This window comes from Paenibacillus violae (assembly GCF_032461945.1).
GTDB classification, from domain to species: Bacteria; Bacillota; Bacilli; order Paenibacillales; family NBRC-103111; genus Paenibacillus_E; species Paenibacillus_E violae.
The window spans coordinates 20,277-40,753 of record NZ_JAWCUD010000021.1; the positions used below are offsets into that span (position 1 = coordinate 20,277).

At 48.2% G+C, this 20,477-nt stretch carries 15 protein-coding genes; 2 read left to right on the plus strand and 13 right to left on the minus strand.

Going from position 1 to position 20,477, the window contains the following annotated elements:
• Positions 1 to 167 precede the first annotated feature (167 nt).
• From RQP52_RS34705 to RQP52_RS34730, 6 genes are all read right to left on the minus strand, one after another.
• A complete protein-coding gene (locus RQP52_RS34705; protein ID WP_315956025.1) occupies positions 168 to 1,232 on the minus strand; it encodes a Gfo/Idh/MocA family protein in 1,065 nt (354 codons plus the stop codon).
• Positions 1,233 to 1,260: 28 nt separating this feature from the next.
• The gene (locus RQP52_RS34710; RefSeq protein ID WP_315956026.1) at positions 1,261 to 2,133 is read right to left on the minus strand and encodes a carbohydrate ABC transporter permease; all 873 of its coding nucleotides are present in this window, start codon (positions 2,131 to 2,133) and stop codon (positions 1,261 to 1,263) included.
• A gap of 42 nt (positions 2,134 to 2,175) precedes the next feature.
• Entirely contained in the window at positions 2,176 to 3,051 is an 876-nt protein-coding gene (locus RQP52_RS34715) for a carbohydrate ABC transporter permease (protein ID WP_315956027.1), read from the minus strand.
• 77 nt (positions 3,052 to 3,128) lie between these two features.
• Positions 3,129 to 4,478 carry an extracellular solute-binding protein gene (locus RQP52_RS34720; protein ID WP_315956028.1) on the minus strand — a complete coding sequence of 450 codons (1,350 nt, stop codon included), beginning with the start codon at positions 4,476 to 4,478 and terminating at the stop codon, positions 3,129 to 3,131.
• 129 nt (positions 4,479 to 4,607) lie between these two features.
• On the minus strand, positions 4,608 to 6,167 hold the full coding sequence (locus RQP52_RS34725) for a response regulator (protein WP_315956029.1): 1,560 nt from the start codon (positions 6,165 to 6,167) through the stop codon (positions 4,608 to 4,610).
• On the minus strand, positions 6,164 to 7,960 hold the full coding sequence (locus RQP52_RS34730; protein ID WP_315956030.1) for a cache domain-containing sensor histidine kinase: 1,797 nt from the start codon (positions 7,958 to 7,960) through the stop codon (positions 6,164 to 6,166). Before RQP52_RS34730 ends, RQP52_RS34725 begins: the two co-directional genes overlap by 4 nt.
• A gap of 297 nt (positions 7,961 to 8,257) precedes the next feature.
• On the opposite strand from RQP52_RS34730, the gene RQP52_RS34735 reads away from it, so the two are divergent.
• Complete coding sequence (locus RQP52_RS34735) at positions 8,258 to 9,388, plus strand: alanine racemase (protein WP_315956031.1); 1,131 nt, start codon at positions 8,258 to 8,260, stop codon at positions 9,386 to 9,388.
• Positions 9,389 to 9,458: 70 nt separating this feature from the next.
• The gene (locus tag RQP52_RS34740; protein ID WP_127458208.1) at positions 9,459 to 9,923 is read left to right on the plus strand and encodes a RidA family protein; all 465 of its coding nucleotides are present in this window, start codon (positions 9,459 to 9,461) and stop codon (positions 9,921 to 9,923) included.
• 322 nt (positions 9,924 to 10,245) lie between these two features.
• Here RQP52_RS34740 and RQP52_RS34745 read toward each other — a convergent pair whose 3' ends face one another.
• The 7 genes from RQP52_RS34745 to RQP52_RS34775 all read right to left on the minus strand — a co-directional run bounded on the left by RQP52_RS34745 (position 10,246) and on the right by RQP52_RS34775 (position 20,418).
• Positions 10,246 to 11,955: a methyl-accepting chemotaxis protein gene (locus RQP52_RS34745; protein WP_315956032.1), complete on the minus strand. Its 1,710-nt coding sequence runs from the start codon at positions 11,953 to 11,955 to the stop codon at positions 10,246 to 10,248.
• 96 nt (positions 11,956 to 12,051) lie between these two features.
• Positions 12,052 to 13,083 carry a galactose/methyl galactoside ABC transporter permease MglC gene (gene mglC, locus RQP52_RS34750; RefSeq protein ID WP_315956033.1) on the minus strand — a complete coding sequence of 344 codons (1,032 nt, stop codon included), beginning with the start codon at positions 13,081 to 13,083 and terminating at the stop codon, positions 12,052 to 12,054.
• A gap of 18 nt (positions 13,084 to 13,101) precedes the next feature.
• On the minus strand, positions 13,102 to 14,619 hold the full coding sequence (locus RQP52_RS34755) for a sugar ABC transporter ATP-binding protein (RefSeq protein ID WP_157325961.1): 1,518 nt from the start codon (positions 14,617 to 14,619) through the stop codon (positions 13,102 to 13,104).
• Between the two features lie 137 nt (positions 14,620 to 14,756).
• On the minus strand, positions 14,757 to 15,839 hold the full coding sequence (locus tag RQP52_RS34760; protein ID WP_315956034.1) for a galactose ABC transporter substrate-binding protein: 1,083 nt from the start codon (positions 15,837 to 15,839) through the stop codon (positions 14,757 to 14,759).
• 112 nt (positions 15,840 to 15,951) lie between these two features.
• Complete coding sequence (locus tag RQP52_RS34765) at positions 15,952 to 16,938, minus strand: substrate-binding domain-containing protein (protein ID WP_315956035.1); 987 nt, start codon at positions 16,936 to 16,938, stop codon at positions 15,952 to 15,954.
• A gap of 12 nt (positions 16,939 to 16,950) precedes the next feature.
• Positions 16,951 to 18,645 carry a cache domain-containing sensor histidine kinase gene (locus RQP52_RS34770; RefSeq protein WP_315956054.1) on the minus strand — a complete coding sequence of 565 codons (1,695 nt, stop codon included), beginning with the start codon at positions 18,643 to 18,645 and terminating at the stop codon, positions 16,951 to 16,953.
• A 114-nt stretch (positions 18,646 to 18,759) separates the two neighbouring features.
• The gene (locus RQP52_RS34775) at positions 18,760 to 20,418 is read right to left on the minus strand and encodes a response regulator (protein ID WP_315956036.1); all 1,659 of its coding nucleotides are present in this window, start codon (positions 20,416 to 20,418) and stop codon (positions 18,760 to 18,762) included.
• Positions 20,419 to 20,477 lie beyond the last annotated feature (59 nt).

Below are 20,477 nucleotides of genomic sequence, written 5' to 3' on the forward strand. Positions count from 1 at the left end.
AGTTTGATGTACTTTTTACATCATTCCGCTACTATAGCTGGTTCAGATGCGGATTTACTGTACTTTTTGCATGTACTGCCTCCAAGCGTACTGAAAAGCCCCTAACCTGTAAGGTCTGGGGCTTGAAAGTTATCCACAATGAACCTGATATCCGGGAACTGACATGCTCAGCCGAACTGAATTTCAATCCCCTTTTCGCTTGACTCATAAATTGCGCACAATATCTTGGTCAATTCCACACCGTCTCCGACAGGTGAAATCACCTCCTGGCGCCCCAAACAAGCTTGCACGAAATGGTCAATTTCGTTGCGGAAGCCGTCCATGAACTCGAACGAAGGATGATCGATCTGCGGCGTCACGTTGATGATCGTGTCATGCTTCTCGCTCACGATGCAGAAGTCCGGCTCGATCTCGGCACCGCCCCGATCGCCAAATATTTTCACAGCGAACTCATTCTTCATCTTCGCATGCAAGGTGAATGAAACGTCGACCATGAGCGACGCACCGTTCTCAAACCGGATAAGCGCGTTCGCCATGTCTTCCACGGTATTCTGAGAGGCATCATAATCCGCTGCCTTATAGAAGGTCAAGTTCTTAATGTGCGAGCGATTGCCCAGCTTCTTGTAGGTGTTCCCACTGACCGATTTCACCTTCGGCCGTCCCATCAAGTACCAGCACAAGTCGATGACATGAATGCCGATGTCAAAAAGCGGACCCCCGCCGGCGCGTTCCTTGTCGGCGAACCAACCGCCGGGATTACCTAACCGCCGCAAGTAGGAAGCCTTGGCGTAGTACACCTCGCCAAGATCGCCTGCATCAATGAATCGGCGCAGCACCTGCGCATTCGTGCCAAAACGGCGGACGAAGCCGACCATCAGCAGCTTGCCGCTGCGGCGAACCGCTTCCTCGACGAGCAAAGCTTCTTCGACAGTCGTGCAGAGCGGTTTCTCGCATAACACGTGCTTGCCTGCCTCCAACGCGGCGATGCTCAAAGCGCCATGCGTGTTGTTCCATGTGCAGATGCTCACAGCCTCCACCTGCGGGTCGGCCAACATTTCGCGGTAGTCGGTAAAAGCAACCTTCGCACCATATTTCTGGACAGCCGCGCGCGCCCGCTCCTCGTTCATATCAACGATGCCGTAAAGCTCTACTTCAGGATGTTCCATATATGAGGTCAAATGTGCATCGGAGATGGAGCCGGCACCGATCACCGCTACTTTTAATTTCGTCATGATGTCCTCCCTAAGATGATGAATGGCATTAACCTTTTACAGCACCAGCCGTCATACCCTTCATAATTTGCTCTTGGAACAGCAGGAACACGACAATTGTCGGCAGTACAGCAATGGCAAGCGCGGCCATCGTCAGCTCGTAATCGGTCATATAACCTGTAGCAAAAGCGGACAAGCTCAGCGGAACCGTCTTCAACGCAGGCTTGCTAATAAACACCAGAGCAAACGCAAAGTCATTCCAAAACCGCAAAAAACCTAAGATCGCAACCGTCGAGAGCGCCGGTAAGCTAAGCGGCAGCATCATGCGGAAGAAAATTCCCCAATAGCCTGTGCCGTCGATCAAAGCGGCTTCCTCAATTTCTTTGGGAATGGTGACTAAATAAGCCGCAACAACGAAAATCGCAAGCGGCAGCTCAAAAGCTGCATAAGGCAGGATAAGTGCGCCGTACGTATTCAAAAGGCCTACTTTTTTCATAATAATAAATAGTGGAACTAGTGTACTATGAATCGGAATGAGCATCCCGAGCAGGAATAACCCCATGAAAAACGGCTTTAATTTGAACTCAAACCGCGATAATACAAAGGCTGCCAGAGCCCCCAACACTAACGTCAGCACGAGAGAAGCAATCGTGACAACCGTGGAATTCCAAAGCGACAGCCCCATCCCGGAAACCTTCCAGGCCCGGACAATGTTGTCCCATTTCCAAGTTAGTGGCAGTAAAAAGGGCCTCGAATAAAACTCTTCATTGGACTTCAACGCACTCATAAACAACCAAATGAGCGGGTACAACGTGACTAGCGCGTACAAACTAAGCAAAATATTAACGACGCCTCGCGTCCAAACTTTCCGTCGCTTACCTCCAGCGGGAAAACCCGTCTGCATCGATACAACCTGCTCCATAGATGTCCCTCCTGAGAGAACTCTCTTTCTAATTTCCTAATTCTAACGATAATCCCGCTTCATCAAGCGTTGGCTGCCTACAATCAAAATCAAACTAAGAATAATAATGGCTGTGGAAATTGCGCTTCCGAAGCCGAAACGATACACATTGAATGTGCTGTTATACATGTAAGAAGCCAGTAGTTCTGTTGAATGCGCCGGCCCCCCGCCTGTCATGACGTAGATAAGGTCGAAAGCCTTCAAACTTCCCGAGATACATAGGACGACAGCAACTTTGACGGTATCCCAGATCATTGGCAGCGTGACGGCAAACAATTTGCGAATCGGTCCCACGCCATCAAGCTGCGCAGCATCTTCGATTTCTGGCGAAATATTTTGTAAAGCGGCAATAAACATAATCATATAAGGTCCAATATAATTCCAGATGATCGGCACCATGAGTGCGTACATCGATACTTTCGGATCGGAAAGCCAAGCTTTCTTCCAGCCGTCCAGGCCGACGCCATCGAGCAAGAAGTTCAAGATACCGATTTGCGGATGATAAATGTAACCCCAGATGATCCCGACAACAACCGAGGAGAGCACCATAGGCATAAAAACGGAAGCACGAATGACACGTTGGAAGAACGTACTCTTCATAAGCAAAAGCGCTAAAATTAAAGCAATCGGCACTTGACCGAACACGGACGCTGCAACGATAAGCATATTGTTTTTGAACGACTTCCAGAAAATTGGATCTTGGAACACTTCTACATAGTTGTCTAATCCGATAAATTTGGCCGCTCCGATCCCTTTCCAGTCGAAAAAGCCATAGTAAGCAGACCAGAAAATCGGTACGATGACAAAAAACAGATAGAGCACTAAGGCTGGAAGAAGCCCTATAGTAATGAATCCTCTGATTCTTGCGGATACGGTCATGACTTAACTTCCCCCCTTGCTAACTTTTTTGAAAAAAGGGCTCCAGCCGAACCTGGCTGGAGTCCTATGGCCATACGTTATTTGCCGACGGCTTTCGCTTGCGCGTCTTGAATTTTCTTGGCGATATCCTCCGGCTTGCCGCCCATGAGGAGCTCTTGAAGACCATTGTTCACGACATCAGCGCTAGCGGAGCTAAGCTTGCCATCGTATACAGGAGTTTTCTTAACCGTATTCATCATTTTGTATACTTCTGCGAACAAGGAAGATACTTTTGTTGTATCCAGATCTACTTTGTAGGACACAAGCTGATTGCTTTCCAAGATAGCTTTCTGTGCTTCCGGACCAGACAACGCGTAGATCAACTCATAAGCTGCTGCTTTTTGTGCGCCAGTAACTTTTTTGCTCATTCCAAGACCTGTACCTACTACACCGGAAAGTGAGTTTGGATCCCCTTTGCCGTTAGGAACAGATGGCAGAACCGTTACAGCCATGTTAGCCAAAGCTTCTTTGGACGTATTCGCTGCCAGGTTCGGAAGCGCCCAACCGCCGTCGATCATCATAGCGGCTTTACCTTGTGCAAACATTTGTTCCATTTGTGTATTATCGATGGAGTTGAAACCATCTTGGAACGCGCCTGCTTTACCAAGCTGCTGGAGATACGTTAGCGATTGCACGAATTCTGGATCCGTGAACTTCGCTCCATTCTGATCTACAGCTTTCAAGAACCATTCCGTTCCTGTCACGCGGTCAGCCAGCGAGCTAAGAATACTGGATTGTGCTACCCATGCCGCTTTGTTACCGAGTGCGATTGGCGTTACGTTGTTCTTTTTGAACGTATCTACCAGCTTCATCAGATCATCCCAAGTTTTTGGCGGCTGAACATTATATTTATTAAAGATTTCTTTGTTGTAGTAAAGGATCGACGTTGGGGACAAGGCCATTGGCGCAGCATACGTTTTGCCGCTGATTGTGAAATCATCGAATGATCCTGGCATGAAGCCGTTTTTCCACTCGGTTTTGCTATCAAGCAGCTCGTTGATCGGCTGAATCAAGTCACCACCGACGAATTCTTTCGTCATAACACCGGGCCACATAACGAATAGATCCGGCATTTCATTTGCTGCAGCAACCGTTTTAAGACGCGGACGGTAGCCATCGGGTGGAATCCCCTGAATATCCAGCTCCACGTTCGGGTGGTCTTTCTTGAACTTTTCCATATATTCACGCATCAATTTGGCGCGAAGATCTTCACCTGTATAGTTGTGCCAAATCGATAGTTTAACTTTCTCACCAGGTTTAGCTGCTGCTTCTGTCGACTTAGGTGCTGTGCTATCTTTGGCTACATCCGTTGTGCCACTCGCACCGCAACCAGCTAACAGCGCTAATGACATTGTGGCCGCCAATGTAACGATAAATGACTTCTTCATTCGTTGGACCCCCTAAAAGTTTCGTAAAAACTTAATCTATAGCTCTCTTGTTACAACTTTAGTATAGGGGACATCTGTAGGAGACGGTACGGGAGAGATTTCGGCGCAAGGGGGGACATTTTTCAGTCTTTATATTTTGTCGACTCCAGTCGAACCCTGTCGATATTCAGACGGTGTTTGCCCGGTATGCTTTTTAAACTGCTGCGTAAAGTACTTGATATCCTCGTATCCCACTCTTCTGGCAATATCACTGACTTTGGTTTGTGTACTTTGCAGCAGATCTACCGCGCGCTTCATCCTCTCCTGTGTGACGAATTCAATATAGGTGCATCCGGTCTCCCGTTTAAATACTTCGCTGAAATGATTCGGATTGATATGAACAAAACCCGCAACCTGCTGCAATGAAATCGGCTGATGCAAATTGTCGCGAATATAAGCGATTGACTTGTACACATATGCATACTTATTCTGATCCAATCCTTGGTGGAAAAGGTTCATAACCGCCGTGAGGATCTTAAAAATCTCCTCCTCCGGACGTCCCTCCCCTTCATAGGAAGGGAGTTTGCTAAGCGAAACTTCCGATGAATTCGCCCGCTCCAGCCAGCGGTGGCCTGCGATAATCATCGATTGCAGATAACCCTGCACCGTCATCGGCGTTGCAAAGGCATCTTCCATCAGCGCGCGTACCCGCTGGTTCACCCAATGCCGCAGGTCAGTCGCATTGCCGCTCATCAGAATGGCCGCAAGCTCAGCTTCCTCCTTCTCGGTAAGTACGGTACGGCCCCCGCTTCGCTCCTGAATATCCGCCAGCGTATAAAGACCCTGCGAGCCAAGCAGCCCTTGGTAGGCAAAAACCTCTTTAGCAGCCAGGTAGGAATCCCTCAGGCTTTCGTAATCCCGAGCAACGGTTCCAAGCGCTGCAAATGCCGTGCATTTCAACGTTTCGGTTACCCGCTTCAGCGCACTCTTCAGCCCTGCTTGATCCGTGCCGCCTTCTTCATATCGGACAACAAGCAGCAAATGCTCCTTGTTCATCAGCGTCACACACGGAAGCAGCTCGAAGAGGATATTCTGCGCTGCGCCTTGCAGCAGCTCCGTAAGCCCCGCTTCCCATCCCGATACGGAAACGAGCATCACTTGCATCGCCGCGGCCGCCCCGGATTCCGGATGAACGTCTACGCCGTTTCTGTGGAACCAGACACGCAGCTGTTCTCTTGCTTCCGCATCATCGTGCAAGCCCCGCTTTAACGCTCGGTCTAACAACTGGTTGCGCAGCGCCGCTTGCTGGAGATTCTCCTGCTTCATCGTTTCCCATTTATCCATCACGTTCTGCTTTGCTTTCAGCGCAGCTTTAATAATCTCTTCCGGGCGGCTTGTCTTCAGCAAATAATCGGTCACCCCTTCACGGAGCGCTTGTTGGGCATAGGAGAAATCATCATACCCCGTCAGGATGACGATCTCCGTGTCCGGAAGCAGCGCTTTCACTTCACGGGCAAGCTCGATCCCATCGATCCCCGGCATACGGATATCCGTCAGCACGATGTGAGGCTTTTCTTCCGCAATCCGCTCTAACGCTTCTTCCCCCGAAGATGCTGCGGGCAGCAACTCAAGCCCGAGCTCTTTCCAATCGATCACGGTACAAAGACCGGTTCTTATTATCACTTCATCGTCTACAATCAAAATTCTCATGTCGCCAGCTCCCCCGTCCCAAGCGGAATTGAAAATGATATCCGAGTTCCCATACCTAACGTACTTTCCACAACAAGGCCTGACCCAAGGCCATAATGCAGCAGCAATCGTCTGTGCACATTAATAAGTCCATAAGAGGTCACCGGCAGCTTCGCTTCTTTCGCAACTTCGGTTAGCATTCCCAATTGTTGGTTAGCCGCAACCAGCTGTCCGTGAATGTCGCGCAGCTTCGCTTCGTCCATGCCGATTCCCGTATCTTCCACGACAAATTTCATCTGATTATCGCGCAGTTCCCCATGGACGTAGACATGGCCTTTGGCTTTCTTTTTCTGAATACCATGAATGAGACTGTTCTCAATCAACGGCTGCAGCAGCAGCTTCAGCATCGTCTTTTGCAGCATTTCCGGAACAATAAAAAACTCTATCTCGAACTGATCCGGAAACCGCATGGCCTGGATATAGGCATAATTCTGGGCATGTGAAATTTCCTGCTGAACCGAGCAGAACTCTTCGCCTTTATTTAGGCTAAAACGCAAGAAATCACTAAGCGCTCCAATCATCTCTGCAATTTGACGATCCTTGTTCATAAGGGCAATCCAGTGGATCGAAGAGAGGGTATTGTACAAAAAATGGGGATTAATCTGCGCCTGAAGGGCCATAATGTCCGCTTCCTTCTTCTTCGCTTCATTTTGCTGCACTTGATCCTTCAGTCTGCCGATCCGCTCGCTCAGCTTATTGTAGCTGTGGACCAGCAGCCCGACTTCGTCGGCGCTTTTCACCTCATAGGTCGGGATCGCCTCATCGGGGTTCAAATCTTTCAACGATTTGGTCAACTTGGTTAGCGGATTAGTCACCCATTGCAAGAAATAAAGCACTAATCCCATTGCAAGCATGAGCGCAATAACAATCGTCACCGCGGTAACGGTAAGCACGTAACCATTTTGTTTTTGGTAGATTTCTGTCGGAATGAACCCGACTAGTTTCCAGCCTAAACGAGGCATTGAGTTATACAAAACCGTGTGCGGCAATTCCCCTCTCGGCACGTTAAGCACACCATTGGTTTCCCCCAGCTTGTCTAAGTTCGGAAACACATCTCCGACCTTCCGAGCCAACCAGCCTGGTTCGCCTCCAGCAATAATTTGATTGTATTGGTCTGTCAGCATGACAAAACCGCTGCTTTCCCAACCGGCATCCGTCAAATAATGCTCAATCTCCGCTTGATCGAGCGAAAAAGCGAGCGTTCCGATCGTCCGGAACGTGCTGACATCCCGAATCGGTCTGACGAGGGTAATCACCCTCTTGGGGCCGTCCGTTGTTTGGTTCACATAAAGCGGCGACCACCATTTGGAAGTGGATTTGTAAACGGATTCATACTGTTGTAAAAGCGGATTGAGTCCCGAATTCGTAATCGTCGTTGTATATAGTACCGGATTGCCGTTTTTCGGGGTGATCGTAATGTTGGAAATGTATTTTTTGGAATAGGATAAGTTCCATAAGGTTCCGACGATTAGCGAATAACTGTTTACATCCCCTTCTGTGTTGCTTAAGTAGGTTTGAATATCTTTTTGGCCAATAAGAAAAATCGACATATTCTCTACGTCTTGAATAACGAAATCCAGCTTGTCCGTTATTTGTTTCAGGGTGTTCATGCCGGCCTGCTTCGCTTTATCTTCCGTCACTGAAGTCGCAATGCGATAGGAAACGATCCCCATGGAAAGCAGCGGTAATACGACTGCAAGTAAAATGATTAATGACAGTTTGCGTTTCAGGGACTTGGCAAACCAGCGTCTCATGGGCGATCCCCCTTCCTTTTTACTTTTACATAGTAGCATGTGCAGTGTTTGGAAATCATACTTTTCTTTAGGTAACCAAACTTTTTGTTTGATATTAGAAAAATTTATGTTACCATTTTGCTCAAGATGAGAAAGCAAAACGAACGAATTGGCACAAACCTGGCTCGACGTATACCAAAAAGGTTGCGAAACGATTTGCGCCTATCTGAATATTTCAAAGTATACCCTCTACAGCTACTTGGATGAAAGTAAAAGTGCAGCGAAAGGGCGTGATGTTTGATGGAATCATCGGAAACAATGAAAGCATTGGAAAAATTAGAAGGTTTTGAACCATTAGAGACCCCAAGTCTCCTCATCGATGCTGTTCGGATGGATCGCAACATTGAGGCTATGGCTGATGTGGCCCGCAATCATGGAGTGAACCTGCGTCCTCATGCGAAGACGCATAAGATCCCTGCTATCGCGCAGAAACAGATCGAAGCAGGGGCTGTCGGCATCACGGTGGCGAAAATAGCGGAAGCAGAAGTCATGGCCGCGCATGGCATTCGCAGTATTTTTGTCGCCTACCCGCTTGTGACCGCCAGCAAAATCGAACGCGCCATTCGTCTGAGCGAGCAAATCGAGCTCATTGTTGGTGTCGATAGCTTGGCAGGCGCTCAGCAATTGGAGCGCATCGCCAGCCGCCATGGGCACTGCTTGCAAGTTCGGCTGGAAATCGACACAGGCCTGCGCCGCACTGGCGTTTTATACGAACAGGCCGCTGCTCTAGCGGCTGAAATTACCGGTATGCCGCACTTGCGGCTGACCGGCATCTACACCTTCCGCGGCTCCCTGCTTGCCGGCAAGCCGACGCTTGACGTTGCCGCGGCCGGTAAAGAAGAGGGCACTTTGATGGTGCAGCTCGCAGAGCGCCTCAGAACGCAGGGCATCGCGATCACGGATGTCAGCGTGGGCTCAACGCCAACCGCGGCCTATGCCGCGGCGGTTGAAGGCGTGACCGAGGTGCGCCCGGGCACCTACGTGTTCCACGACAGGATGCAGGCACGGCTAGGTGTCTGCAGCTTGGAAGACTGCGCGGGCAGCGTGCTCGTCACCGTCGTCAGCCGTCCCTCGGCTGACCTCGCGATCGTCGACGGCGGCAGCAAAACCTTCGCCACCGACATTCAGCCGGGCACTGAGCCCCTGCAGCTGAAGGGCTTCGGGCACATCCTGGGGCTTGCGGATGCGACGCTTGCCCGCTTAACAGAGGAACATGGCATGATTGAGCTAGGGCCGCTAGCCCAAGCAGCCAACCTGCAAATAGGCGATAAGCTGCGTATTATTCCAAATCATATTTGCAGCACCGTCAACTTGCACAATCATGTGGTGATGCAGCGTGGGAATACTTACACACGTACACTTGTACTTGCTCGAGGAATGCTGGAATAAGTTCTGCCTCGCGTGAAGTTAAACCACCGACCCGTAAAACAGAAACACATAGAAACAGGAGGTCAATCGCATGTCGAACATTGAACAACGCCTGCAAGAACTAGGGATTACGCTCCCTCCATCCCCTGAACCGCGGTTTACATACATTCCTTGCAATCAAACTGGGAATCTCATCTATTTGTCCGGTCAAGACTGCCGAATTAACGGAGAATTGATGTATGAGGGCAAGCTTGGCCGCGAAGTGACGATTGAGCAAGGACAAGCGGCAGCACGCCAAACCATCATTAACTGCCTAGCGGTAATGAAGGGATATCTCGGTGATTTGGACCGTGTCGTTAAAATCGTGAAGATGCTCGCTTTCGTCAACAGCGCACCGGGTTTCGGAGACCAGCCTTATGTCATCAACGGCGCGTCCGATTTATTAGTCGCTGTGTTCGGCGAAAAGGGCAAGCATGCCCGCTCCGCCATCGGCACAAGCGATCTGCCGTTTCACACACCGGTGGAGATCGAGCTGATCGTTGAAGTGCGGGATTAAACAGATAGACCAGCCAGGTGAGCTCAAATAGGCGACTAGAAAATCCGCCGTTAAGGTTAATGCCGAATGCTCCATCTATTTTCCGCGTTTGGCCCACTTTTTTCCACTCAAGTGGAATTTCTGGCGCTAATTTTGCCATATCTAACAGTTTCTACACTGCACCCAGTGATTTAGATGGAATTTGCCCAGCTATTTCCCCCACCCGGCAGAAACGGTACAGATTAACGGCATTAATTCCATCTATTCCACTCTACACGCCGTGTAACAAACACAAAAACAAAAACAGGCCTGAGGAAATACCCTCAGGCCTATTCCGCTGCTCTCATACACGGAATCGAGCAATCAAGCCCTGCAAGTCCCCGGCCATGCTGCTCAGCACGGAGGCCGAGGAGACAATCTCCTCCATACTCGCATACTGTCCCTCGATATTGGAGGAGACGTTGCGCGCACCGGAAGCGGTCTGTCCCGCGACTTCGTCAATACCGCGAATCACGTCAACGGCTGCGCTCGTTTTCGTGGAGATAGCGGCCGAGCTGGCGGCCACTTCCGCAATCTGGCGAGCGACATCGTCCATCGCATCGCTGATGCGCAGGAACGTTGCCTGTGCTACGCCGACAACCTCAAGACCCGTCTCCACCTCTTGGCTTCCCGCCTGGGTGGAGTTCATAACCACGCTTGTTTCTTCTTGTATACTCGAAACAAGCTGAGTAACTTCTTCAGCCGCCGCTCCCGTCTGAAGAGCCAGTTTGCGGACTTCGTCGGCGACGACCGCAAAGCCTTTGCCAGCTGCCCCTGCTCGCGCAGCTTCAATGGAAGCATTCAGTGCGAGCATGTTGGTTTGTCTCGCAATACCGGCAATAATCGCGTTCGCCTGCACGATTTGCTCAGAACGCTCCCCAAGTCGCTGAACAGATTCAACAAGCACCTTCATCTTCTGAGAGATAGCTTGCATTTGGGTAATCGCCGTCTCAACGGCTGTGTTACCTGCGCCAGCGGCCTCCAATGCTAGTAAAGACTGCTGGTTGGCCGATTGTGTGACGCCCACGATTTGAATAACCGCTGCCGACATTTCTTCCATGATGGAAACGCCTTGCTGCACACTTCGTACCTGCGCATCCGTCCCCGTCGAAATCTCTTGAATCGTATAAGTAATCCGCTCCGAAGACTCACTAACCTGCTCCGCATTATTGCTCAGCGCATCAGAAGCAGCGGCTACATGCTGAGCACTGCTCCCCACCTGGCTGATTAAACTGTGAAGATTAGCTTTCATCCCATTAAAGGCCATAGCCAAATCCCTTAATTCGTCTCTATTGCTCACGTAGATGCTGCCGGTCGATAAATCGCAGTCCGCAATCCTTTCTGCAGCTCTCACCATAGAACGTATTGGATTCACAATCGTCCGCGATAATAAGAGGCCAATCGCCAGCGCAAATAAGAATGCAGCTACACTAACCCAAATCAACGTTCGCACAGTCGATTGCACGACGTCATGATTGCGTGCCGTGTCCACTTCCTGAACGGCTTTTTCCAACTCTTCGATCTTCGCTGCAGACTGCGTTAACGTTTCTGTCGTGGGAATCGCCCACTGCATCGCTTCAGCTTTGGCCAAATCGACATTCCCTTTATCCGCATATTCCGCCACTTTATTAACTAGACGCATAAACGTTTGGTTAGAATCCGCCATGGACTGGATCGCGCCCTGCTCGTCCTCATTTTTGGCAAACTCATTCATTTGTCCAATAATATCAGATAGCCCTGCATTCGTGTCCGTTAAAAACTTCTCTTTCTCTTTCGTCGGATTAAGCACATAACCTAGCAGCAGGCTGTTCTGTAGTTGCGTCTTCTCTTTAATCTCTGCAACATGCTGAAGAATCGTTACATGATCGTTCAAAAGCTTAGAATAAGAACGATCCACTTTATTCAAATAGGTGTAGGACAAGCTGCTAGTCACGGCAACAAGTAATGAAACAATAACGAAGGTCCCTACAATTTTGCCTCTCAAAGAAATTGAAAACCTCTTTTTTTCCTGCATACATGGGCCCCCTTTTTATGTAGCAACCGCTTTCAATTGTCTTCGTAAAATAACAGGCTGCCCCTTTACGCGACAGCCTGCTATCCTTTTGCTTTCTTATTTAGAGTTCATGTATTTGCGCATATCGAACGCTACCGCAGCCACGATGATAACACCTTTAATGATTAGCTGCCAGTAAGGGCTGATTCCGATAAACGTCAAACCGTAGTTGATTACGCTGAAAATCAATACCCCTGCAAGTACGCCGGGAACCGTTCCGATACCACCGGATGTCGATACGCCGCCGACTACGCAAGCTGCAATCGCATCAAGCTCGTACATGTTTCCGTAGTTGTTCGTTGCACCGCCGGTTCTTGCCGCTTCCAGCACCCCAGCCAATCCGTACAAAGCACCCGCGATGGAGTAAATGTAAATCAGGTAACGGTTAACGTTAATCCCCGAAACAACTGCAGCATGAATGTTGCCGCCGATTGCGTACATGTATTTACCCAGCTTGGTTTTGTTGAACACGATCCAAACGATAATCGCTACAGCGATAGCAATAATAACAATATAAGGTAATGAGTACGTGGCATCAGAGCCAATAGAACCTGTTCCTAGTTTACTAAAATCGGGTCTCAAGCCACCGATAGGCTGGGACTGATTCGGTTTCATATCGAAGTATAAGGAGTTGGCACCGTATACGGCAACCATCGTTCCTAGTGTTGCGATGAAAGGTGGAACCTTCAATTTAGCGACGATAATTCCATTAATAAGACCAACCAAAAGACCAGCTACAATCGCAATGATAATTGGAACAAGCAGTGGCAAGTGCGGTAGATCCGGGAAAAATCTGCGGCCATAATCCTGCGTTTGCAGCATGGATGCCGAGATAACGGCCGTCAAACCGACAATCCGTCCAGTCGATAAGTCGGTGCCTCCCGTGATCAAGATGAACGCAGCACCCAAAGCAATAATGACACGTGTGGATGACTGCAGCAAAATGTCACGTAGAATACTAACGGATAAAAAGCGCGGATCATAAATTGCGATCCCAATAACGAGCACGACCAATACGATGTAGATTGCGTATTTGGTCACGAACCCACTAATGTCTCTAGATTTTAATGTTTCTGTTTTTGTACTCATGGTTTCTTGGCCCCCCATTTATGCCATATGCTGTGCAGCAAGGCGCATGATCTCTTCTTCTGTTGCTTTATTTCCTTCTACGATCCCCGTAAGGCGTCCTTCACACATGACCATGATTCGGTCTGACATCCCCAGCAGCTCGGGCATTTCAGAAGAGATCATGATAATACTTTTCCCCTGCTTCGCAAGGTCAGCAATGATGGAATAAATCTCAAACTTCGCTCCTACGTCAATTCCGCGTGTCGGCTCATCCAGCAGGAGCACGTCCGGCTCTGTAAGCAGCCATCTGGCCAAGAGCACCTTTTGCTGGTTACCACCAGAAAGGTTTTTGATCAACGCATGCATGTTCGGCGTTTTCACCCGAAGCATCTCAATGCTTTTCTCTACTTCGACTTTCCGTTTCGCCTCTTGAATGAATCCGAGTGGGTTCATGTATCGGCCTAAATTCGCAATGACCGTATTCTCAAGCACGGACAACACCGGGAAAATCCCTGTCACGCGGCGCTCTTCCGTAAGCAGCGCGATTTTGTGCTTAATGGCATCGATCGGCGATTTCAGCTTTACTTGCTTGCCATGAATCGAAATTTGGCCGGATGCAACACCGCGTAGTCCGAACAAAGCTTCCATCAGTTCCGTCCGCTGTGCGCCAACCAAACCGCCCACGCCAAGAATTTCTCCCTTTCGAAGGTCGAAAGAAACATTTTTAAAAGATCTTGGAATGACCGAAGTCAGTCCCTCAACACTCATTAATACACCGTTCGGTACATTGCTTCGTTCAGGGAAACGCTCTTTGAGATCACGACCAACCATTTTAGAGATGATCATATCGGTTGTCAGCTCTGAAGATGGCCACGTCCCAATCTTAGTTCCGTCACGCATAATCGTTACTTCATCCGAGATTTCAAGAATTTCTTCCATTTTATGTGAAATATAGATGATCGAGACGCCACGACTTTTCAGGTCGCGAATGATGCGAAATAGCTGTTCAACTTCATTTCCTGTTAATGACGAAGTCGGCTCATCCATAACAATGACTTTCGAATTGAAAGAAACGGCTTTGGCAATTTCAATGGACTGCACTTTTGAAACCGACAAGGTGCCAACGAGTGTGTCCGGTTTAATATCCATTTGGAGCTGTTCAAACAACTTTTCTGTATCTCTGCGCATCTTCTTGTGATCCACTAATTTCAATGGCCCGATCCCTTTTTCCGGGAAGCGGCCCAACCAAATGTTCTCCATCACGTTGCGATGAGGAACCGGGTGCAGCTCTTGATGAATCATGGAAATGCCGTTTGCTAACGCATCCTTGGAATTAAGGATGGACACGGTCTCGCCGTTCAGTTTGATCTCTCCGCCATCCGGCTTGTAGATGCCGAATAAGCATTTCATCAACGTCGATTTACCAGCCCCGTTTTCTCCCATCAAAGCATGCACGCTTCCTGGGCGAACTTTCAGGGTAACGTTATCCAGCGCCTTGACGCCGGGGAACTCTTTGGAGATTTGATTCATTTCCAGTAAATACTCATGTAATGTCATGGTAACTCCCCCTACCAGCTCACGATAATCCCCACAAAGTGAAGCCATTGTTCTAATCCTGTTTCTCTGTCTCTTTGCACGGGTTTCCAAATAAGAAGGCAAGAGCGGATAACTGCTCTTGCCCGCTTCTATTCGGATTACTTCGCTTCGTTCATGTTCGCTTTAGTAATCTTTTTGTAGGAAATCCAAACATATTTACCGTCTGTTACATCGTAGCCAGTCGTTTCTTTGCTTGGTGTTTGACCGTTAGCAAGAGCAGTTGCTACGTTCGTTGTTGCAGCACCTTGGTTTTTCGCATCGTTCAGAACAGTTCCGAGCAATGTGCCATCGCTAAGTGCTTGAAGCGCAGGAGCCGTAGCGTCAACGCCTACAACCGGCAAGAATTTATTGTCTTTGAAGTAACCTTTTGCTTTCAAAGCTTCGATAGCGCCAAGAGCCATATCGTCGTTGTTCGCAAGAACAGCTTCAATTTTGTTTTCACTGGAAGCTAGGAAAGCTGCCATTTTTTCTTGACCTTTTACACGATCCCACATCGCTGTATCTTCTGCTACTTTCTCTACGCCAAGACCAGCATCTGTGATCGCTTGGATGGAGAACTTCGTGCGAAGCTCAGCATCTTGGTGTCCTGGTTCGCCTTTCAGCATAACGTATTGAATTTTGCCGTCTTTGTTTTTGTCCGCTTCCGGGTGAGCTTTGAAGTAGTCAACAAGCAATTGGCCTTCCATTGTTCCGGATTGCTCAGCTTTCGCGCCTACGTAGTAAACTTTATCCCATTTCTTCATATCGTCAGCCAGGGGCTCACGGTTCAAGAAGACAACCGGTACGTTAGCTGTTTTTGCTTTATCGATGATAACGCCTGCTGCTGTACGGTCAACCGCGTTGATCGCAAGAGCGTTTACTTTTTTCGTGATGAAAAGGTCAACTTTATCATTTTGTGTTGGTTGTGAGTTTTGGCTGTCTACGATATCCACAGTTGCTTTGTCTTTCGCTGCATCAGCGATCGCCGCGCGAACACCGGACATGAATGTATCGTCAAATTTATAAATAGCTACACCGATTGTTGGTTTTTTGCCGTCTGTTTTAGCAGGAGCTGCTGTTGCCGCTGCGCCAGCGCTTGCTGCCGGAGCTTGAGATGCTGCAGGTTTTTCTGTTTTAGCGCCACATCCTGTTACGGTTGCAACCAAAGCACTCGCTACTGCAAGGGTAATCAATTTTTTCAAGGTAAGACCCTCCCTAAAAGGTTGTTTTGTTTGTTTATTTACATTTCTAAATATACGGCATGCGGACTACGAAACAAATGCAATATCCTCATATCTTCTATCGAAATTCTCATCACTTTATAAACGGAAATAGCAATTTTTGATTATCCGACCAAAACATATTGTTAAGGTCGATGGCCTTAATCCCTGTATCTACACGGCTCGGAATCTTCTTCCCACGCGAGGCTTCAACCGCATTTTTGACGCCTAAATAGCCGATGCTGAACGGATTTTGAATGATCGTCGCTTGGATGACGCCTTCCTGCAATAGCTCCAACTCTTCCGATGTGCTGTCAAATGTGATGATTTTCACTTTATCTTGCAGATTCATTCGCTGAATCGCGTCGGCAACGCCAATGGAGGAGATTTCATTCAGGGCAACAATCCCGTCCAAATGCGGATACTTCTCAATGATGCCTTGTGTAAGCTGATCCGCCGTCCCCCGGTCGGTCATACTGTATACCTTGGCGATGACCTTTATGGTCGGATATTTCGATATTTCATCCAAGAGCCCTTGCTCCCGAAGCTCCGTATTGCGCTCTCCTTGTTTAAAGCTGACAATCGCGATATTTCCTTTGGGTCCGGCAAGCTTGACTAATTGCTGGCCTGCCATTTGCCCGGCTTCGTAATTGTTGGCGCCTATGAAGCTTCTTGCTTTGCGGGACTCCACTTCCGAGTCGATCGCGACAACAGGAATGCCTCGCCCCTCGGCATCGTCTACAACTCCCGACAATTCCTTATAGTCGTTAGCTGCGAGCACAATGGCGTCAGGACCGCTATTAACGGATTGCTCCATTAAGGCGATCTGCCCCTTAACATCCCCTTCATCGTCCGGCGCCCTGAAATCCAAAGTCACATTAAATTCCTTCGCGGCGACTTCCGCTCCCATTTTAACCGTTTTCCAATAATCCCCGTTCTGGCTTCTAAGCACTACTTCCAAATGCTTCTTTTTCTCGGTGGGTGCAGTCTCCGTCTCCGTATTGCGCATACAGGAGGACATGGAGAACGCAGCGGCCAATATGGCGAATATAAGGGGGCCAAGTTTCATTGTTTTATCCATCGCTGATCCTCCCTATTCATCTTCCAATATGGCTGGAATCCAGATTTTCACGACTGTTCCTTCTTCAAGCTCGCTTTCCACCTTAACGCCATAATCCGCTCCAAAATACAGCTGAATCCGCTCATTTACATTACGCAGACCAACACCTGAGCCTTTATCGCTTTTCACCGAACCAATCATAATGTTCTTAAGTGTTTCTTCCGACATCCCTACACCGTTGTCCTGAACCTGGAGCTGTATTTTATCGCCAATTTTTCTGGCTGATATGTGAATATGACCTTCGTCCACCATATACTCGATGCCATGATAGAGCGAATTTTCTACAAACGGCTGCAAAATTAACTTTAGCGTTTTATAAGGCAGCACTTCTTCATCCACTTCAATGTCATAATCGAACTTGTCCTTATACCTCATCTTTTGGATGATTAAATAGTTCCGAATATGCTCGATCTCATCTGCAATCGTAATGATATTCTTCCCTTTGCTGAGCGAAATCCGAAAAAACTTGGACAAGGAGGTAATCGTCGTGACAACCTCTTCGTTTTTCCCGTTCCCGACCATCCGAACCACGGAATTGAGCGTATTATACAAAAAATGCGGATTAATCTGCGACTGCAGCACCTCAAGCTCGTTCTTTCTCTTGATCTCTTGCTCATGAATATTTTGATCCATCAGCTCGCGCACCCTGGAAACCATGAGATTGAACCTTCGTGAAAGCTGCTCCACTTCATCTGCGCCACGAACATGTATGTACGTGTCAAAATGCCCCTTCTCAACCATTTCCATTGATTTCTTAAGCCGTTTGATCGGCTTGGAAATGCGCGCTGACATGAAGGAGGAGATGAGCAAAATAAAAATAAGAACAATGACCAACAGCCAAATCATAAACGTGCTGATTTCCTTGCGAGTCGTGATCATTTCATCCATATACGAGACCCCGATAATTTTCCAACCGATATTATTAACGGTCCTAACGACATTAAGCCGGGGCTCCCCCTCGCTGACATCCATATACTTGCCGTAGGAGAACTTAAGCGCCTGCTCTACATTCTCATACTTTAAGCCAATATAAATAAGCTGCTGCTGAGGATGGTACACAATGTTGCCGGCCGAATCGTCAATGATGTACACGTAACCTTTTTTGCCTAAGGAAACCGTACGGAACACGTCATCCAGCGTTTTAAAATTCACGTCCACCAGAAGCACCGCATCCTCCCACTTCCCGCCATGTTCAATGGAGACTCCTTTACTCATCGAAACAACCCACCGGTACGGTTCTTTGAATAGGTTCTGAATATGCGGCAGCGAAAAGGAAAGATGGTTCGGATTGTCCAAAGCGGACTTAAACCAGGACTGTTCAATCAGTCTCGTATTTTTGCGCATGCCAGCATTCTGGAGCCCCGTAATCAGCTCGCCATCCGCAGCAAATAAATTAATAGAGACAATATCCTCGCGGGTGCTTGCGATCGTTTCCAACTGTTCCGTCAGCTTGTCGGAGGGGATGCCGCGGCTTTTGGCAATCTTGGCATCGACCACCTCGAACGTATCCGCCATGCCTTTTATATAATTTTCCAAGTTAAACTGGACCTGTTCTACAATCTGCTGTGTATTTAAAAAGGCACTTTCCTCCGCCGTCTTGGAGAACTTATTGTATAGCACCAGTGAAATGATCAGCATAACGGTCACTGTGATAAAAATAAAAGACATCGTAATCGCAAACTGGATGCTTTTCACCCGAATCGTATCGAGCAGCACCTCATACAAAGCCTTGAATAAAGCTTGTATTTTTCGTATCAAAACTAACCCCCCGCTCCTTGGCCCCTACTGCCCTTTGGTGCTGTTATTGCGATATTCTTTTGGGGAAACGCCGACATTTTTACGGAACGAAAAGCTGAAATAGTTCGCATCAGCATAGCCGACCTTCTCAGCGATCTCCAGAGCCTTCATATCTGTGGAGCGCAGCATCTCCTTCGCCGCCTCCATGCGGATATGGTTTAAATAGTTGACGAAGGTCATTTTCGTTTCTTTTTTGAAAATGCTGCTGAAATACCCCGCGCTAATATGCAAATGGCTGCACACTTTATTAATCGTAATGTCGCCTTCGTGATAATGATTTTTGGTATAATCTTTGGCCATCTCAACCAGGTTCTTGTAGGTATATTGGCGGTCCGTAGCGATATGGTTCATCATCGAGGCGCATAGCTCGGCAAGCCAGTGCTTAGCTTCTTCCAACGACGTAAACTTATTGATCTCTGTAAAAGGAATGAAGTTGTCGCCGAAAACTTCGTCCACGTTCAAATTCGAATCCTTGGCCGCCTTCAGGATGCAAGTCAGAATTTCTAGCAAATAAATCTGATAGTCCTTAACGGAAACAGCTCCTTCAATTCCCTGAAAAAGCTCGTCCATCGTCTCCCGGATCTCTTGATTTGTCCCAACCTTGATACAACGCGTCAAAGCGTGCTCTTTCACATCGTCAAAGCGAACTTTCTCCACGGAGCGCATCTCCACATCATCAATGGAAATAATCCGGTTATTGCCAAGAATAAGTCGATAGTCCAGCGCCAATACAGCGTCTTCATAGGAATAGCTGATTTTGGTCACATCCTTCATGACAGTACCAATACCGACCGTTAAGGTGAACTTCAAATATTTTTCCACATTCTGCCGAACTTCTTCCAGCACCTTCATAGTCTCTTGCAGCGCGACTTCCCTGTTCTCACTCTCCCTCACGGATAACACAACCACCTGATCGTCATGCATGAAAACAAGGCCAAGCCGGTGTTTATCAACAATCTCTTCCGTGATATTTAATAAGGCGAAATATTTCAGCGCCTGATCTGGCGAATATTTTAAGGAAACGGACTTGGAGAGCTCTTCCCGATTCTCCAGCTCCTCCTCAGGAATCAATACCCCATCTATACTCATGACAGCAGCGACAAAGCTTTGACCGCTTAGTTCAATTCCGTAGTTTGCCGCTTTCTCATAGACTTCTTCGCGCGGAAGCTTCCGGTTCATGAGCGTTGCCAGAAAGTTCTCTTTCAGCACAGGCATGCTCTTCCGGTAATGCTCCATGAGCAGTTGCACATTTTCCCGGTGTGCCACTTCCTCCTGAATTTGTCCTTTCACCTTCAGTAAAGCATTGATAAGCTCTTGCGCGGAAAAAGGCTTCAGCACATACTCGTCGATATGCAGCTTAATCGCCCTTTGGGCATACTCAAACTCATCATGCCCCGTGAGAATGATCAGCTTAATGGTCGGAAATCGCTCCCGAATCGCTTCGGCCAGCTGCAGCCCATTCATAAACGGCATTTGAATATCGGTTACCACGACATCCGGCTGTAATCGCTCTACCATTTCCAGCGCTTCTCTGCCGTTCTCCGCTTTCTCAATGACCTCGAAGCCAATGGCTTCCCAGTCCACCTCGCGAACGACGCCTTCACGGACATCCTCTTCATCATCCACTAAAATTAGCTTGTACATCAGGGTCCCCCTAAACATTTACATATAAAGTGCTTATTTGTCAGTAATTAGTAATTAGG

Excerpts from the sequence above, each read along its gene's own strand:
- RQP52_RS34705 (WP_315956025.1), bottom strand. The coding sequence starts at position 1,232 with ATGACGAAATTAAAAGTAGCGGTGATCGGTGCCGGCTCCATCTCCGAT.
- RQP52_RS34710 (WP_315956026.1), bottom strand. The coding sequence starts at position 2,133 with ATGGAGCAGGTTGTATCGATGCAGACGGGTTTTCCCGCTGGAGGTAAG.
- RQP52_RS34715 (WP_315956027.1), bottom strand. The coding sequence starts at position 3,051 with ATGACCGTATCCGCAAGAATCAGAGGATTCATTACTATAGGGCTTCTT.
- RQP52_RS34720 (WP_315956028.1), bottom strand. The coding sequence starts at position 4,478 with ATGAAGAAGTCATTTATCGTTACATTGGCGGCCACAATGTCATTAGCG.
- RQP52_RS34725 (WP_315956029.1), bottom strand. The coding sequence starts at position 6,167 with ATGAGAATTTTGATTGTAGACGATGAAGTGATAATAAGAACCGGTCTT.
- RQP52_RS34730 (WP_315956030.1), bottom strand. The coding sequence starts at position 7,960 with ATGAGACGCTGGTTTGCCAAGTCCCTGAAACGCAAACTGTCATTAATC.
- RQP52_RS34735 (WP_315956031.1), top strand. The coding sequence starts at position 8,258 with ATGAAAGCATTGGAAAAATTAGAAGGTTTTGAACCATTAGAGACCCCA.
- RQP52_RS34740 (WP_127458208.1), top strand. The coding sequence starts at position 9,459 with ATGTCGAACATTGAACAACGCCTGCAAGAACTAGGGATTACGCTCCCT.
- RQP52_RS34745 (WP_315956032.1), bottom strand. The coding sequence starts at position 11,955 with ATGCAGGAAAAAAAGAGGTTTTCAATTTCTTTGAGAGGCAAAATTGTA.
- mglC (WP_315956033.1), bottom strand. The coding sequence starts at position 13,083 with ATGAGTACAAAAACAGAAACATTAAAATCTAGAGACATTAGTGGGTTC.
- RQP52_RS34755 (WP_157325961.1), bottom strand. The coding sequence starts at position 14,619 with ATGACATTACATGAGTATTTACTGGAAATGAATCAAATCTCCAAAGAG.
- RQP52_RS34765 (WP_315956035.1), bottom strand. The coding sequence starts at position 16,938 with ATGGATAAAACAATGAAACTTGGCCCCCTTATATTCGCCATATTGGCC.
- RQP52_RS34770 (WP_315956054.1), bottom strand. The coding sequence starts at position 18,645 with ATGTCTTTTATTTTTATCACAGTGACCGTTATGCTGATCATTTCACTG.
- RQP52_RS34775 (WP_315956036.1), bottom strand. The coding sequence starts at position 20,418 with ATGTACAAGCTAATTTTAGTGGATGATGAAGAGGATGTCCGTGAAGGC.